The organism is Nonomuraea sp. NPDC001699, assembly GCF_053596455.1.
Genome location: NZ_JBSFGF010000022.1, coordinates 80,960 through 95,192, shown reverse-complemented (window position 1 = coordinate 95,192; position 14,233 = coordinate 80,960). Strand labels below are relative to the sequence as shown.

At 70.2% G+C, this 14,233-nt stretch carries 17 protein-coding genes; 2 read left to right on the top strand and 15 right to left on the bottom strand.

All coding sequences use genetic code 11. The annotated features are described in order from the left end of the window. Positions 1-11 precede the first annotated feature (11 nt). The 4 genes from ACWCSU_RS41650 to ACWCSU_RS41635 form a co-directional block, all read right to left on the bottom strand. Complete coding sequence (locus ACWCSU_RS41650) at positions 12-338, bottom strand: DUF1048 domain-containing protein (RefSeq protein ID WP_357707300.1); 327 nt, start codon at positions 336-338, stop codon at positions 12-14. 1 nt (position 339) lies between these two features. Continuing rightward, the gene (locus tag ACWCSU_RS41645; RefSeq protein ID WP_449942153.1) at positions 340-696 is read right to left on the bottom strand and encodes a DUF1048 domain-containing protein; all 357 of its coding nucleotides are present in this window, start codon (positions 694-696) and stop codon (positions 340-342) included. Beyond that, positions 693-1,019 carry a PadR family transcriptional regulator gene (locus ACWCSU_RS41640; protein ID WP_357707298.1) on the bottom strand — a complete coding sequence of 109 codons (327 nt, stop codon included), beginning with the start codon at positions 1,017-1,019 and terminating at the stop codon, positions 693-695. The genes ACWCSU_RS41645 and ACWCSU_RS41640 overlap by 4 nt, the downstream gene beginning before the upstream one ends. Positions 1,020-1,118: 99 nt before the next feature. Then, entirely contained in the window at positions 1,119-1,460 is a 342-nt protein-coding gene (locus ACWCSU_RS41635; protein WP_449942152.1) for a TetR family transcriptional regulator C-terminal domain-containing protein, read from the bottom strand. 124 nt (positions 1,461-1,584) lie between these two features. On the opposite strand from ACWCSU_RS41635, the gene ACWCSU_RS41630 reads away from it, so the two are divergent. Next, on the top strand, positions 1,585-1,788 hold the full coding sequence (locus tag ACWCSU_RS41630; protein WP_449942151.1) for a hypothetical protein: 204 nt from the start codon (positions 1,585-1,587) through the stop codon (positions 1,786-1,788). A gap of 19 nt (positions 1,789-1,807) precedes the next feature. On the opposite strand, the gene ACWCSU_RS41625 is transcribed toward ACWCSU_RS41630, so the two are convergent. The 3 genes from ACWCSU_RS41625 to ACWCSU_RS41615 all read right to left on the bottom strand — a co-directional run bounded on the left by ACWCSU_RS41625 (position 1,808) and on the right by ACWCSU_RS41615 (position 4,053). After that, the gene (locus ACWCSU_RS41625; protein WP_449942150.1) at positions 1,808-2,719 is read right to left on the bottom strand and encodes a CU044_5270 family protein; all 912 of its coding nucleotides are present in this window, start codon (positions 2,717-2,719) and stop codon (positions 1,808-1,810) included. 3 nt (positions 2,720-2,722) lie between these two features. Continuing rightward, entirely contained in the window at positions 2,723-3,307 is a 585-nt protein-coding gene (locus ACWCSU_RS41620; RefSeq protein ID WP_449942149.1) for an RNA polymerase sigma factor, read from the bottom strand. 143 nt (positions 3,308-3,450) lie between these two features. Further along, positions 3,451-4,053 (bottom strand): TetR/AcrR family transcriptional regulator, encoded by a 603-nt coding sequence (locus ACWCSU_RS41615; protein ID WP_357707293.1) that lies wholly within the window; start codon positions 4,051-4,053, stop codon positions 3,451-3,453. A 90-nt stretch (positions 4,054-4,143) separates the two neighbouring features. Between ACWCSU_RS41615 and ACWCSU_RS41610 the strand changes: the two genes are divergently transcribed. Next, positions 4,144-5,223, top strand: coding sequence for a Gfo/Idh/MocA family protein (locus tag ACWCSU_RS41610; RefSeq protein WP_449942148.1), 1,080 nt, complete (start codon positions 4,144-4,146; stop codon positions 5,221-5,223). A 37-nt stretch (positions 5,224-5,260) separates the two neighbouring features. Here the strand turns inward: ACWCSU_RS41610 and ACWCSU_RS41605 are convergent, their stop codons facing one another. The 8 genes from ACWCSU_RS41605 to ACWCSU_RS41570 form a co-directional block, all read right to left on the bottom strand. Continuing rightward, complete coding sequence (locus ACWCSU_RS41605) at positions 5,261-6,514, bottom strand: valine--pyruvate transaminase (RefSeq protein ID WP_357707291.1); 1,254 nt, start codon at positions 6,512-6,514, stop codon at positions 5,261-5,263. Positions 6,515-6,651: 137 nt separating this feature from the next. Beyond that, complete coding sequence (locus ACWCSU_RS41600) at positions 6,652-7,284, bottom strand: DUF47 domain-containing protein (RefSeq protein WP_357707290.1); 633 nt, start codon at positions 7,282-7,284, stop codon at positions 6,652-6,654. Next, on the bottom strand, positions 7,281-8,210 hold the full coding sequence (locus ACWCSU_RS41595; RefSeq protein WP_357707289.1) for an inorganic phosphate transporter: 930 nt from the start codon (positions 8,208-8,210) through the stop codon (positions 7,281-7,283). Before ACWCSU_RS41595 ends, ACWCSU_RS41600 begins: the two co-directional genes overlap by 4 nt. A 19-nt stretch (positions 8,211-8,229) precedes the next feature. Further along, complete coding sequence (locus ACWCSU_RS41590; protein WP_449942147.1) at positions 8,230-8,655, bottom strand: hypothetical protein; 426 nt, start codon at positions 8,653-8,655, stop codon at positions 8,230-8,232. 583 nt (positions 8,656-9,238) lie between these two features. Continuing rightward, positions 9,239-10,492, bottom strand: a complete 1,254-nt coding sequence (locus ACWCSU_RS41585; RefSeq protein WP_449942146.1) for a hypothetical protein — start codon at positions 10,490-10,492, stop codon at positions 9,239-9,241. Positions 10,493-10,526: 34 nt separating this feature from the next. Next, positions 10,527-12,200 carry an extracellular solute-binding protein gene (locus ACWCSU_RS41580; protein WP_449942145.1) on the bottom strand — a complete coding sequence of 558 codons (1,674 nt, stop codon included), beginning with the start codon at positions 12,198-12,200 and terminating at the stop codon, positions 10,527-10,529. A gap of 61 nt (positions 12,201-12,261) precedes the next feature. Next, complete coding sequence (locus ACWCSU_RS41575; protein WP_449942144.1) at positions 12,262-13,149, bottom strand: carbohydrate ABC transporter permease; 888 nt, start codon at positions 13,147-13,149, stop codon at positions 12,262-12,264. Continuing rightward, positions 13,149-14,138, bottom strand: coding sequence for an ABC transporter permease (locus ACWCSU_RS41570; RefSeq protein ID WP_357707284.1), 990 nt, complete (start codon positions 14,136-14,138; stop codon positions 13,149-13,151). Before ACWCSU_RS41570 ends, ACWCSU_RS41575 begins: the two co-directional genes overlap by 1 nt. Positions 14,139-14,233 lie beyond the last annotated feature (95 nt).

Below are 14,233 nucleotides of genomic sequence, written 5' to 3'. Positions count from 1 at the left end.
CGCCCTTTTCCCTACTGCTGGGCCTTGCCGAGTTTCCCGGTGATGGACTCCTGATAGACGTCCGCGTAGGTGCGCGAGTCCTTGATCAGGTCGTCGCAGAAGGCGGCGACGTCGGTGCCGATGAGTTCCAGCACTCCCTTCCCGGCCGCGACGCCCTCCTCGAAGAAGTCGACGATCCCCGGAAGCAGGGGCCCGTCATGCAGGTCGACCGGTCCGACCTTGAAGAAGTACTTCTGAATCTCCTTGTAGACGATCTCGTAGTCCGGCGGGAGCGCCTTGACCCGCGCCAGGTGCGCCCGCCACTGCTTCTTGCCTTCGATGATGTCCTGGATGCCCACGTCAGCCTCCCAGCCGGCCCAGTTTTCTTGCGACGTTCCTGTTCAACTGCTCGCGCCAGCGGTCGCGATAGTTCCGGGCCCCTTCTCCGCCGGCCAGCGCCGCACAGAAGCCCGCGATGTCGTCACCCAGCACCTCGTGAGCGCCGCGCCCGTCGGCCGCCGCCTCTTCGAGCAGCCCCAGAGCGCCGTCGAGGATCGGCATCAGGTTCCGGCCGGTGAAGTCCGCGTGGGGGTAGAGGTGCTGCTTGATCTGCTCCCACGCCGCCCGGTGGTCGGCCGGCAACGCCCCGGCCCGGGCTTCGAACGCCTTCCATTCCCTGGTGAGATCGCTGCCCGTGATGGTCTCCCAGAAGTTCATCTTCCGACCTCCTTGAGGCTGTCGATCCGTGATGTGATGTACTCCCACTTCGCCCAGAACGTCGCGAGTTCTTCGCGCCCCGCCTCGTTGAGCGCGTAGAACTTGCGCGGCGGGCCCACCCCGGACGGTCGTTTCGTCACCTGCACGAGCCTGTTCTTCTCCAGGCGCAGCAGGATGGTGTAAACGGTCCCCTCGACGACGTCGGTGAAGCCGAGTTCGTTCAGGCGGCGCGTGATCGCGTACCCATAGGTCTCCTCGCTGCCGATGATCTCCAGCACGCAGCCCTCAAGCGTGCCCTTCAGCATCTCCGTCAGGCCGTCCATCGCGGATCCTCTTCTTCCCGGTACCCGGTGGCACCGAGTACCAGTATAAAGTACCACAGAGTAGCGAGATCGGCCCAGCGATCCGCGGACGTCCCGCGGTCACCGCGACGGCGCCTCGGCGAGGCGGCACAGCTCGTCGTGGACCATCCGGCGCACGGCCTGGGGGGTGAAGTGGTGCGGACAGGCCGCCGTCTGGAGCGTCAGGCCGTCCATGAACACGTGAAGTCGCATGGCCTGCCCTTCCGGGCCGGCGTCGGCGAACTCCTGCCCCATCCGTTCGGGATGCGGCAGGCCGTGACGGGAGGCGACCGCCAGACGGCAGAGGTGGCGTTCGCCCGACCAGCCCTCGCGGCGTTGCTCCGCCGGCGACTCCATACGTGAGCGCATCAGGCACGCCAGCCATACGTCCACCTCGACGCGGCGGTCGTCACCGGCCCACACGCTGCTGAAGGCCGGTCTTCTGCTCGCCGTACCCGTGCTGCTGTTGTCGCGGCGCGATGCCGCGGCTCGGGGCCTTCTCCACGAGAGGCCCGCGGCCTGGCGTCACTACGGCCCCGTCGCGCCGGTGGCCCTCTGGCCGGCGCTCACCTACGCGGGCCCGCCGGCCGAGCCACCCAGCGACTACGCGGCGAGCGTCGACCCCGTCACGCTCCTGGTCACCATCGTCGTGGTGTTCGTCGTCAACAGCCTGCTCGAAGAGGTCTTCTACCGGCGCTGGCTGCGGACCCGATGGGAGCGCGTCCTCGGCCGCGTGCTGGGGATGTTGTGAAGCCCGCCGCCGGCGCTCATCAGGGCGTGTCACCCGGCCGGTCCACGATCCCCGAGCCGAGCACCGACATGCCCACGCTCTGGCCGTCGCTCACGGCCTTCACCCCCAGATAGCGGTAGTCGCCCGGACTGAGCACGTAGGAGAGCTTGCCGAACTGACCCGCGTCGAAGACCACGCCGACGCCGGGACGGCCGTCCATGTCCGTGGCGTTCTCCTCGACGGACACGTGCGGGATCTTCGCCAGCGCCCGGAACATGGCCGCGGCCGTGTCCGGCGGGATCACGGGCCCGAACTTCATGTACCACCCGATCGTCCCAAACGCCTTGACGTCCTGCGCGATCTCCGGCGGACACTCCGGCCCGCAGATCGACAACGGCATCCGCGCCGAGACGTCGTCGCGGACGTACCGCAGCAGCGCGTCGGGATCCGCGGGCATGGCCGCCACCTCCCGCTGGGTGCGCCGCACGGTCGTCGATCCCTTCTCGGCTGGGCCGATCTTCAGCTCCCCGCCCTCCTGGCGCAGCGCCGACCTGGTCCCGTCCATGCGGTCCCAGGTCTCGAACGTCGGCAGGTCGGCCCCCATGTGCTGCGACTCCTTGAGATAGAACCACTGGTCGGGCCTGATCTCGGCGGGTGCGCTCCGGGTCGCCATGAGCGCGGCCCGTTCCAGCACCATCGCCGCGCTCGGCACGGCCGGCCGCCGCGGCCGCGGCTCGTCCCCGCCGGCCGGGACGAGGACCGCCGCGGTCGCGGCCGCCAGCACCCCCGCCGCGGCCAGCGCGAGCCCGAACTTCAGCCGGTACGCCGGTCGCTTCGGTCGTGCGGGGGCGCGTTCCAGGTGCGCGGCCATCCTGAGCCGGACCTGCGACACGTCGGGCCGCTCGGGAACCTCGTCGCGCATCCGGCGCAGCATCTCGATCTCGTTCACCACGGTCTACCCCTCTTCCGGATCGACGTCGGACAGCACCCGGCGCAGTTTGGCCCTCGCCCTGTTCACCCGCGACCGGACGGTCCCCACCGGCACGTCGAGCGCCGCCGCGGCCTCGTCGTACGTCAGCTCGCCCCAGATCACCAGCAGCAACGTGTCCCGGTGCGCCCGGGAGAGCCCGGCCAGCGCCTTCGCCAGCCGCCTGCTCGCCCCGCCCGCGCTCACCCGCCGGTCCACCTCGTCCGTGAACGGCTCGATCACGGCGTCGACGCCGGTGCGGCTCAGCGCCTTGTACAGGCCGATCTCACGGCGCCGATGCCGGCTGACGAGGTTGGTGGCGATCCCGTAGAGCCAGGCACGTTCGCTGCCCTTGCCGCCGTCGTAGGACGCCAGGTGTTGCAGGGCCACGGCGAAGGTCTCGGCCACGATGTCGTCGGCCGGCTCGGGGCCCAGCCGCCGCATGACGTAGCGCTTCAGCTCAGGGGCGTGACGGGTGAACAGGACGGCGAACCGCTCGGATTCGCGCCAGGGCGACGGGCCCTCGGCGGTTTGGGGCCAGGAGGAGGGAGCCGCCTGGCTCTCGTGTCGCATCTGTCGCCTCTCGGATGTCCTCGAACATGACACGAGTAATTGCCATGAACGCGGGCGAAGTTCCATATTTCTCGACACGTCTCGCGGTCAGCGCCCGCTGCGGGCCGATCAGGCGGCAGGATTGCGACCTCGGTCCAGCAGGCTCAGTCCAGCAGGGCGCGCAACGCCAGGTCGGCGACCTGCCGCAGCTCGTCGCGACCGCGACCGGCCGCCGCCTGGACGGCGATGCCGTCGGAGATCGTGTGGACGAGTGCCGCCAGGGCGGCCGGCTCGTAGTGGGGGGGCAGGTCGTCGGCCTGCTCCAGCCGCCTGCGCAGCGCCGCCTCACCGGCTTTGCGCACGGCGACGGCGTCCTGGCGCACGGCGTGCGAGTCGGGGCCGCCGGCGTGCACGCTCTTGACGCAGAGGCAGCCCTCGGGCGTGTCCTCGCCCGCGGTCAGGGCCACGGCTCCGTGGATCAGCCGCTCCACGACCTCGCGGCCGGTGGGTGCGTCCAGCGCGGCGGCGGTGTAGGCACCGGGGCCGTCGAGGTAGCGGGCGAGGACCTTGCCGAACAGTTCCTCCTTGTTGCCGAAGGCGGCATAGAGGCTGGGCTTGTTGATGCCCATCGCGGTGGTCAGGTCGGTCAGCGAGGTGCCCTCGTAGCCCTGCCGCCAGAACACCTCCAGCGCGCGGTCGAGTGCGGCGTCCGCGTCGAACGAGCGTGGGCGTCCCCCGGGCATGCGGTCCTCCGTGCTCTCTGCCAAGTTTTATACCTATCGGTACGTTATCTCTTGCGCGACGGCTCCGCACTGCCCTAGTTTCATACCGCTAGGTACACAACTAAGGAGCAACGCATGATCCGAGTCGGAGTTGTCGGGGCCGGTGGCTGGGCGGACGGCTCGCACCTGCCCGCGCTCGCCGCGCTTGAGGCGTTCGAGGTGACCGCGGTCGCGACCACCAAGCAGGCCAGCGCGGACCGGGCCGCCGCCGCCCATGGCGTGCGGCACGCCTTCGCCGACGCGGGCGAACTCGCCAGGCACCCCGAGGTCGACCTCGTCGTCGTCTCGGTGAAGGCCTCCGGGCACGCCGCCGTGATCAGGGCAGCGCTCGACGCCGGCAAGCACGTCGTGTCCGAATGGCCGCTGGGTGTCGACGCCGACGAGGCGGGCGAGCTGACCGAGGCGGCCACCGCCGCGGGCGTCGTCCACGCGGTCGTCCTCCAGGGGCACCACGCGCCGAGCGCCCGCTTCGCCGCCGACCTCCTGGCCGACGGCCGGATCGGCACGCTCGAATCGGTGGCGCTGGTCGCGGAGGGCGCGCCCTGGGGCGGCAGCCGCATCCGGCCTGAACTGGTCTTCGGCCTCGACCCCGCGGAGGGGACCGACATCCTGACCATCATGGCCGGCCACTTCCTGGCCACCCTCGAACGGGTCGCGGGCCCGATGGCCGAGGTCTCGGCCCGGCTGCCCCGCACGCACGACCGCGTCCTGGTCACCGGGACGGAACGGACCGTGCCCAACGCCACCCCCAGCCACGTGCTGCTGCACGGACTGCTGGCGAGCGGCGCCACCGCCTCCGTCGCCGTGCACGGCGGCCACGGTCCCATCCAGGACGCGTTCCTGCTCAAGCTCGTCGGCAGCGACGGGACGCTGACCGCCACCCCGGTCCAGCGCGGGACGTTCATCCACTGGGGCGACTGGGACGTCAGGATCGGCGACGACGTCCTGGCCATGCCCGACAGCTATCGCACCGTCCCGGCCGGCGTCCGGTCCGGCCCGCCGGCCAACATCGCGGCCCTCTATCAGGAGGTCGCCCGGGCCATCGCCGAAGGCCGGCAGCCGCAGCCCAGTTTCGAGACGGCCCTGCGCCACCACCGCCTCCTCGCCGCCGTCGAACGGTCCGCGGCCGACGGGATCGCCCAGAAGGTCGCGTGACCCGTCCGGCGCCGCCGAGGGCGGGACGGCGTGAGCCTCAGGAGGACCGGCGAAGTTCCAGCAGTCCTTCCGCGATCCTCGCCACGCCCTCGGCGATCACGGGTTCCTCCGGGGTGAGACTGATCCGGAAACACCGCGTCGCGTGCGACGCCGGCATCGGCTTCCCGAAGAAGTGGCGGCCGGGCACGACGAAGACCTTCTTGGTCTTCATGAGCTGGTACAGGGCCATGTCGTCGAACCAGTCGTGATCGATCCACAACCAGCAGAACATCCCGCCCTCTCCCTCGTGCAGCCGCCAGGCGACGGAGTCCGGCAGGAGATCGGCCAGCAGGCGCTCGGCGTAGAGGCGACGGGCCCGGTAGAACGGGCTGATCGCCGAGGTGGCGAGCCGGTCCAGCAGCCCCGAGGACATCGCCCTGGCCGCCACCAGCTGCACGAGCTGCGGAGCGTGCAGGACGGAGTTGGCCATGAACGACACCATCGCACGGATGTACCGGGACGGCCCGATCGCGAACCCGATGCGTTCGGCCGGCAGGCCCGCCTTGGACAGGGTGAAGCAGTTGATCAGGTGTTCGTCCCACTGGGGCGCCACCCGGGAGGCGGCGACGCGGGGAAAGGGGGCGCCGTAGGCGTGGTCGACGATGAGCGGCACGTCACGGCGCCGCGCCACGTCGACCAGCCGGGCCAGCTCGTCGCCGTCGATGCTGCGGCCGGTCGGGTTGCTCGGGCTGGACAGGAGGAGCATGCCGACCTCGGGGCACCGCTCCACCGCGTCGAAGTCGAAGGCGTAGCGGAAGGACCTGTCGCCGGTCAGCTCGACCTCGGGGGCGATGCCGGTCACGCCGTCGGGGTCCATGGACAGTCCGAGGTAGCCCGCGTAGTCCGGGGTCATGGGCAGGACCACACGCTGGAGCGAGCCGTCCGCGGCCTGGCCGGCGAACAGGGCGGTGGCGATGAAGAAGAGCATCTGGCTGCCCGGTCCCACCACGACGTTGTCCGCCGTGATGCCCCAGCCGTAGCGGGCGTTGAAGTGGGCGACGATCTCGTCGACCATGGCGGGCATGCCGCGCGAGGGGCCGTACCGGCTGGTCGTCGAGGCGTAGTCCTCTGCCACGACCGTCGCGGTCAGGTCCTTCCAGGCGTCGAGGACCTCTTTGATCTGGGCGGGGTTGCCGATGCTCAGGTTCAGCCAGTCGGACGCGCCCGAGGCGGTGGAGGTCGCGACGTCCTCCATGATGCTCCGCAGGCCCGACATGTCAGACATCTTCTGACCGCTCCGCGATAACCTCATTCTTGCCTGCCCCTTCTCGGATCTGGCCGAGACACCGGCACATCCCCGCGGTTTCTCGTGATCAACTGAGTCCACCGCATTCGCCGTCGCCGCACAAGGCGGCACCCGAACCGGGTTCCGGCACCTTCACGGTCGCATCAGCGCTTCATCGCGCCCTCGGCCGCGGCGTCGGCGGCGGCCGCGATGGCGGTGCCCGCGATCTCAAGGCGGCGGGCGAGCTCTCCTTCCTTCATCTTGTCCGCGGTCAGCTCGCCGGTGAAGATCCGGGCGATCTCGTACTGGTACATCCTGCGCACCGCGCCGCCCGCCTTCTTGGCCGCCAGGGCGTCCCCGACGGCCGCCGACGGTTTCGACGCCAGCGCGCGGACCGCTTCGTCCAGCGCCTCGATGCCCGCGATCACCTGGTCGAGCAGCGGGGTGAAGCCGGCCTGCCCGGGGAGCCGGTAGAGGTGGGCTCCCCTGACGAAGTCGCGCAGCGCGTCGAGCACGTCGTCGATGGCGCGCGAGAGCCGGAACAGGTCCTCCCGGTCGATCGGGGTGATCAGGACGGACTCCAGCGCCACCACCAGCCGGGCCCGCTGGGTGTCGCCGAGGTGCTCGATCGTCCGCATACGTTCGTGCGCGCCCGTGTTGTCGATCTCGCCCGCCACCATGGCCAGCGCGAGCCGGGCGCCCTCCCTGGTCGCCCGCAGCTGTCCGGCCAGGGCCTCCGTCAGCGCGGTGTCCATGCGCCCGGCCAGCAGGTCACGCACCCGGCTCAGCCGGCTCACACGACCATCCCCCACCCGAGTGCCCCCAGCCCCGCCAGCAGGGCGCTCGTCGGCAACGTCAGCAGCCAGGCCAGCACGATCCTGACGGCCGCGTGCCAGCGCACCCTGCCGCCGCCCTCCGCCATCGCCGACCCGATCAACCCGCCCGCGACCGCCTGGGTCATGCTCACCGGCAGACCGGCCGCGGCGCAGCCGATCACGGTGAGGCCGGAGCCGGCCTGCGCGGCCACGCCGTACAGGGGGCGGACCGGGACGATCTCGATGCTCAGCGTGCGGCCCGCCTTGGGCAGGCCGTACAGCGCTCCGACGCCGAACAGGGCCGCGGTCGTCAGCGTGACGGGGAGCGGCGCGTCCGGGACGCCCAGCGCGAGGACGAACACGGCCGTCATCTTCTGACCGTCGTTGGCGGCGTAGGCGAGGCTCTGCACGGCGAACCCGGCCCAGTGCCAGCGTGCCAGCCCCCGGCTCGCGGTCACGGCGCCCAGCAACCGCGCCACCACCGGCGCCGCCAGCGCCCCGGCGAACGGCGCGGCCAGCCCCACCGCCAGCACGAGCGCCACCGGCCCGGCCGCCACGGGCATCCCCCAGCCGATCCCGGCCCCGGTGAGCCCTCCGACGATGGCCAGGGTGAGGCTGGTGGGCTTGCCGAAATGGCTGAGGGTGAGGACGACGACCAGCGCCGCGATCACCGCCACCGCCACCGCCTGCCGGGCGTGCGGGCCCTGTGGCGTGGCCAGGCGTCGCGTGAAGGTCTGCGCCACCTCCTGGGTCAGCAGGGGGACCAGCGCGTTCATCGCGACGAGCACGGCGATGCCGGTACGGGGCCGTACCGTGGGCAGCTTGTGGCCGGGGGCCAGCAGGGCGCCGCCGTCGTTGACGCCTGTGACCAGGGCGAAGACGGCCGCGAGCACAACCTCTAAGGACACGGGAGGCCGCCTTCTCCGGTCACAGCCCGAGCCGTTCCCGCTCGACGTGGTCGAGTGCCATGCCTACCGCGCCGAGCGCGATGCTCTCCTCGCCGAACGTGGACAGCGTGACCTCGGGAGGGTTCAGGCACGTCTCGGCCAGGTGGGCCCGTACCCGCATGAGCAGCGACTCCCCCGCGTGCGAGAACCCGCCGCCCACGACCCGTCCCGCCTCGGCGAGCACGACGGACGAGTCCTCCCAGCCCTCGGTCGGCGAGCACTCCTCCGCCGGCCTTCGTTCGGTCAGGTCGGACAGCGCCACCTCAGCCGTCTGCCGCGACAGGCCGGCGGCGCGGGCGAGCTGGGTCAGCGTCTGCGGCCCGCCCTGGCGCAGGACGGGCAGGGTGGCGCGCGTGTTGAGACGACGCAGCAGGGCGGTGTCGTTGGTAACACCGAGAGTTGTCATAAGGCCCCTTGACGGTCGGGATGCGGTAACCCTAGCTTTACGTCGCGTCTTCTCATAATTGGAGTTGGGGACATGCGACAGGTTGGGCCGGCCTTGGTCGGTGCGGGCGACCGGGGGACGAGATACACGAGGCACGCGACGGCGGACGTCCGCGCCAGGCTCACCGCCGTGGCCGAGCCCGATCCGGGACGCCGGGAAGGCTGCTCGCCGAGCAGCCGCGGCTCGCGGACGGCGCCCAACTGACCGTGACCGATTTCGTGACCGGGAACGTCGAGGTCATCGACAACCCGCCCGCGGAGGGTCACAGCGGCGGCGACCAGGGCCTGGTCACCGCGTTCCTGGACGCCCTCAGCGGGAACGACCCGTCCCCGATCCTCTCCGGACCCCCGCGAGAGCCTGCACAGTCACGAGATCGCATGGGCGGCACAGGAAGCCCGTCTCACCGGGACCGTCGTCACCCTGTAGGAACGGCGACGGAAGCCGGGCGGGACGCGGACGCCGCGCACCGCCCGGCCCCTGGGACGGGATCGTCAAACCGTCGCTGCGGCCTTCGAAGGGCACGACGGGCGACCCGGATGTGACGTCACCGTTGGGGCTCCCGCCTGAAGGTGACGTTGGCGCTGTAGCTGAACCCGCCGCCCCGGACCGTGTTCGCGTAGACCGCCACATCGCCGACCGGCAGGGCGGCGTTGGTGGCGTTCACGCCGACGGCGGGCCGGGTCGACCCCTCGGTCAGCGTGATGTCGTTGCCCATGATGTCGATCGTTCCGTTCGGATTCGGGCTGATCGACTTCACGTAGACGCCGCCCCAGCTCGACCTGATCGTGTTCTCCCGGATGACGACCCGGGAGGTGTTCATCGGTCCGATCGCGTCCCACTTCGCGTTCTCGATCAGGTTGCGCTCGATCCACACGTCGCTGTGCACCGCCCCGGGAGCGCCGGTGTGGGAGCCGGTGAGCTTGCCCCAGCCCGGATACTCCTGCGACGCGCCGCAGTAGTTGTCGATGATCCGGACGTCGGTGGTCGGGGTGTTGTCGGCGACCCCGCCCCAGGTGGTCCCGTCGGTCGGCAGGTCGAGTTGAACCGCCTCACCGTGCCACAGCCCGGCCGTCGGCGCCTCGACCCAGCCTTCGAACCGGCACTCGCTGACGGTCACCGTGTGGACGGCGTTCAGCTCGACTCCGTGCCACCACTTGACGTTGCGTACGGTGACGCCGGACAGCTCGACGTCGTGCGTGTGCTCGAAGGTGATCGCGTTCATCGGCGGCGCGGCCGTCGCCCGGGCACGATCGTCACCGGTCGCGTTCCGCACGAAGTGCGCCGTCGGGTCCCATGTGCCGCCCTCCAGCCGGATGTTGCCGGCTGCCCGGTAGCCGGTGCAGTCATCGGGGACGGCGTTGAGCAACAACGTCGCCTCGCGGGAGTTCACCGCTCCGACACTGACGAACGAATCCGGGTAGGTCGGCTCCGGGGAGTGCTGGTTCTTGTCCTTGTGGTACGTCTGCGGCTGGACCGCGATGTCGGAGGTGAAGGTGGCGCCCGCCGCCCGCAGCGTGGTGTTGCCGCCGATCATCAGGGGTCGCTTGAGCACGTGGACGCCCGCCGGGGCGACCACCACACAACGCCCGCCGGCGTCACGTTCCAGGCTCCGGTCTCCGACGGCGGCGAGGTTGAGCTGCTGCCGTAACCTGCGCACGCTGTCGGACTCCCCCGCGACCGGCGGATTCGGGCCGGGCCCGCTCGGTGCGGCCTGGGCCGCCGAGGCGCCGCCCGTCGCCATCACCGCGGCGCCGCCCAGTACACCGGCCGCGAGCGCGGCCCGTCGACTCACTGTCATGTCGTCTCCCTTTCCGGGGTCGGGAACGTGGCTGTCAACGCCGCTTCAACTGCTCCTGGAACTCGCGGCGGATCTGGTCGCCTCCCTGGCTGCGCCAGGCCTGGCGGTAGGTCTTGATGTCGCTCAGCGGCCGGGAGCCGACCACGATCTGGTTGATGTAGGTGGCGAAGAGCTGGTCGAGCTGGGCGCCGCGGGCGTCCTGGGTGTCCGACTGGAGCCCTTCGACCGCGCTGGCGACGGACTGGCGGACCATCTGGGAGTTGGTCTCCACACATTCCTTGGCGGTCGGGAAGATCCAGCTCTGCGGTGTCAGTCCGTAGGCGATGGCACCCTTGTCCGCGTCGAGGTTGGTGCCCTCGACCGCGACCGGATCCCCGTCGTCCCCGCGGGTGAAGTACTCGCCCTCGGCTCCCCAGCCCTGGTAGTACCACTCCTCGCTGCCCACGGGCCCGCGCCGCCAGTTGAGCAGCCGGAGGATCTCGGCCAGGCGCTCCTTGTCCTTGGCGACCTCGGCCGAGATCGCGTTGATGCCGTAGACCCCTGCGGTCTTCCGGAAGACGGCTTTGCTCGACCCGTCATGACCCGGCGGGACGAACGCGGCGAAGGCGCCGTCCAGCTTGGCGACCACCGCGCCGTACTGGGAGTTCGGGCGGTGGAAGTTCGCCGCCGAGTCCACCGCCATGCCGACCTGGCCCTGGACGACGAAGGCCCGGTAGCGGTCGGTCTGGCTGCCCAGCGCCAGCGCGTCGGGATGCATCCCGCCCTTCTTCCACAGCGCGGCCAGCCAGGCGATGGCCGCCTCGAACTGCGGGGTCTCGATGGCGTGGGTGAGCGCGCCGCCTTCGTACCGCCAGGTGTTGGGTACGCCGAACATGCCGTAGGCCAGGTCGAGGGCCATCCCTGGGAAGGCCGTCAGCCCCCAGGTCTTCTTGCCGCTCTCCGGGTTCCCCTTCGTCATCGCGACCAGGAGCTCGGCCGTCTCGGCGGCGTCGGCCGGCGGCTTGGAGAAGCCGACCTTCTCCGCCCAGTCCCTCCGGTACCGGAATTCCAGCAGCTCGACGGGCACGTCGATCGGGACGCCCCACAACCCGCCGTTGATGGTGCACGCCTGCCACTGCTCGGTGCGGACGTTGGCCAGGTTGGCGTACTCCAGCACCTTGTCGCCGGACAGGGTCTCGCTCAGATCGGCGAACGCGCCCTGCTTGACGGCCTTCATGCAGCCCGCGGTGAAGGTCAGCTGGACGACCTCGGGAAGGTCGCCGCCGGCCAGCATGGTGGCGAACTTCGCGTCGTAACTGCCCGCCGACACCTCCGTCACCTTGAAGTCCACGCCGAGACGTTCGTTGAGCCCCTGCCACCACCGGTTCTCGGCGAGCGGGGTCGCCGGCGGCCCCCAGGTCAGGTGGAAATGCCGGACGGCGCCGCCGCGGCCCGGCACCGCGGCGACGGTCCTGGTCAGCTTCTTCGGCATCGAGGCATAGGCCGTCGGGACACCGGGCACCTCCGGGACGATGGCCCCCGGATAGACCGGCGGCGCGACGTACGTCGGCGGCGGCACCGCGGCCTTCCTCGTGCCGGACGGACCCGCGCCACCGGACGCGCAGCCGGTCAGGGCCACCCCGGCGACGGCGCCGAACCCCAGGCCGAGCGCGGCCCGCCGGCTCATGGGGACGCCGCCGGCACGCGGCGAATTCGACTGTGAGGACATGCGGAAACTCCCAAGTTGGTCTGAGGCGCGAAGTGGTGACGGGTGGCGGCGGCGCGGGCGGTCAGCCCTTGATGGCGCCGGTCAGCACGCCCTTGGTGAAGTACTTCTGCAGGAACGGGTAGACGATCAGGATCGGGACCGTGGCCATCACCAGAACCGCCATCTGCACGGACTGGCTGGAGGGCAGGTTGTACATCTCGGCGCCGTTCATCGAGCTCATCGACGCCCCCTGGAGGACGTACGAGTTCAGTACCAGCTGGATCGGCCACTTCGACGAGTCGTTGAGGTAGAGCAGCGCGTTGAAGAACGAGTTCCAGTACGACACCGCGTAGAACAGCCCGATCACCGCCAGCACCGCCTTGGACAGCGGCAGCACGATCTTGATGAAGATGCTCAGCTCCCCGGCGCCGTCGATCCGCGCGGCCTCGAACAGCTCCCGCGGCAACTGCATGAAGAAGTTCCGCATCACCACCACGTTGAAGGCGGACGCCAGCACGGGGACGATCAGCGACCAGTAGGAGTCGAGCAGCCCGAACGCCTTCACCACCAGGTAGTTCGGGATGATGCCGGCGCTGAAGATCATCGTCAGCAGGACCAGGTAGAGGGCCGGCCGGATCCCCGGGACCTGCCGGGTCCTGGTGAGCGCGTAGGCCAGGGTCGAGGTGACGGCCAGCGACAGCGCCGTGCCGACGAGCGTGATCAGGATCGAGACGACCAACGACCGCTGCACGATCCCGCCCTTGAAGATCGTGCTGTACGACGAGAGGCTCCACTCGCTCGGGATCAGCCCGGCGGTCGTCGTGGCCTCCGGGCCGGCGAACGAGTTCAGGATCACGTACGCCAAGGGGTAGATCATGACCAGCAGGATCGCGCCGATCAGGATCCCCTTGATCGTCGTCACGACCCGGTTCGGTCGTTCGACCCAGACCGGCTGGTGGGATGACGTCATCAGAACAGTCCTTCGCTGCCGGCGCGGTGCGCGATGCGGTTCGCGGCGACGATCATCAGGGTGCCGATGGCGCCCTTGAGCAGGCCGGCGGCGGCGCCGATGCCCCAGTCGCCACCGAGCACGCCGCGGAAGTAGACGAACGTGTCCAGCACCTGCGCCGCCTCGGCCCCGACGGACGGTTGTTGCAGGAGGATCTGCTCGAAACCGACGGACAGGACGTTGCCCAGCCTGAGGATGAGCAGCAGGACCATCACCGGCAGGATTCCCGGAAGGGTGATGTGCCAGGTGCGCCGCAGCGATCCGGCCCCGTCCACCGCGGCCGACTCGTACAGCTGGGGAGGGATCGAGGCGATGGCGGCGAAGAAGATGATCGTCCCCCATCCGACGTCCTTCCAGATCACCTGCGAGGTCAGCAGGATCTTGAACGTCTCGGCGTTCGCCATCACGTTGACGCCGTCGAGGCCGAGCCGCTGGAACAGGTCGGCCAAGGCGCCCGCACCGCCCAGCACCTGCTGCCAGACGGCGATCACGATCACCCAGGACAGGAAGTGCGGCAGGTACACGACGGCCTGCACCACGCGCTTCGTCCGCTCGCTGAGCAGCGAGTTGAGCAGCAGCGCCAGCAGGATCGGAGCCGGGAACGCGAACGCGATCTGCAGGAACGAGATGATCAGAGTGTTGCGTACCGTGCCGACGAACTCCGGATCGTCGAACAGCTTGGCGAAGTTGTCCAGCCCGGACCACGTCGAGCCGCTCAGCCCCAGGAACGGCGAGTAGTCCATGAAGGCGATCGACACGCCGCCCAGCGGAAGGTAGTGGAACACCAGGAAGTAGAGCATTCCCGGTAACAGCAGAAGATAGATCACCTTGTGCTGTCGCAGTGCGTGCGCGAGACGTCGCATCCGTCCGGCGGGCGGTGACGACCGCGGGTCCGGAGGGATCAGGGTCGTCGCGCCGGGACGGGCGGCGACGGCCTCACGGTCCGTCATGCCCCTCCCCTGAATGGACGTCACGGCATCAATCCTCTGTCTCGACCACGCTCAACTTCAACGTTACAGTTGGCACGGTAACACCGGCGGGACGA